We start from the raw sequence: 571 nt of genomic DNA, 5'->3' as shown, positions 1-571 counted from the left end.
GGGGAGGGACGTGCAGCTCCGCTTCCGCCCCACCCGGCACACTGGTGGCGGCCCGCAACCCGAGGAGACCAGCTGATGTTCACCGGCATCGTGGAGGAGGTCGGCACCCTCGTCGTCCGCGACGACCAGGCCGACTCCGCCCGCCTGCAGGTCCGCGGCACCCGCACCCTCGAGGGCGTCGCCCTCGGCGACTCGATCGCGGTCAACGGCGTCGGCCTGCTGGTGGCCGGCGGCGGTGCGCTGTCGCCGGTGCTGGCGGCGATCCTGCACAACGCCAGCTCGGTCGCGGTCGCGGTCAACAGCGCGCGCCTGGTCCGCCACCGCCGCTGACGCGCCCACGCCCCGGACCGTCAGGCATGGGAGCCCGTCCACCCGGTGACGAGTCCGCTCGCCGGGTCCACGGGCTCCCGTGCCTGGTGACGGAGCGGCTCAACGCCCCGTCGACGGGTAGGGCAGCAGCGCCATCTCGCGGGCGTTCTTCACGGCGCGGGCGACCTGGCGGTGCGCCTTCGGGTCCAGGCCGGTCACCCGGCGGGCCCGGATCTTGCCGCGGTCGCTGATGAAGGTGCGC

Annotated in this window: 2 protein-coding genes; one reads left to right on the top strand and one right to left on the bottom strand. The window is 75.1% G+C overall.

Annotated elements, in window-relative coordinates:
* The first annotated feature begins 75 nt into the window (after window positions 1-75).
* The gene (locus tag M3677_RS18230) at window positions 76-330 is read left to right on the top strand and encodes a hypothetical protein (RefSeq protein ID WP_285844913.1); all 255 of its coding nucleotides are present in this window, start codon (window positions 76-78) and stop codon (window positions 328-330) included.
* A gap of 99 nt (window positions 331-429) precedes the next feature.
* Here the strand turns inward: M3677_RS18230 and rpsR are convergent.
* Window positions 430-571: 30S ribosomal protein S18 (rpsR, locus tag M3677_RS16835; protein WP_251161115.1), on the bottom strand; the 142-nt coding region annotated here is incomplete at its 5' end.

The organism is Curtobacterium sp. P97 (assembly GCF_023712445.1).
Classification (GTDB): Bacteria; Actinomycetota; Actinomycetes; order Actinomycetales; family Microbacteriaceae; genus Curtobacterium.
Note: the sequence above shows the minus strand (reverse complement) of the source record. Positions and strands in the feature narration are given on the sequence as shown.

Excerpts from the sequence above, each read along its gene's own strand:
- M3677_RS18230 (WP_285844913.1), top strand. The coding sequence starts at position 76 with ATGTTCACCGGCATCGTGGAGGAGGTCGGCACCCTCGTCGTCCGCGAC.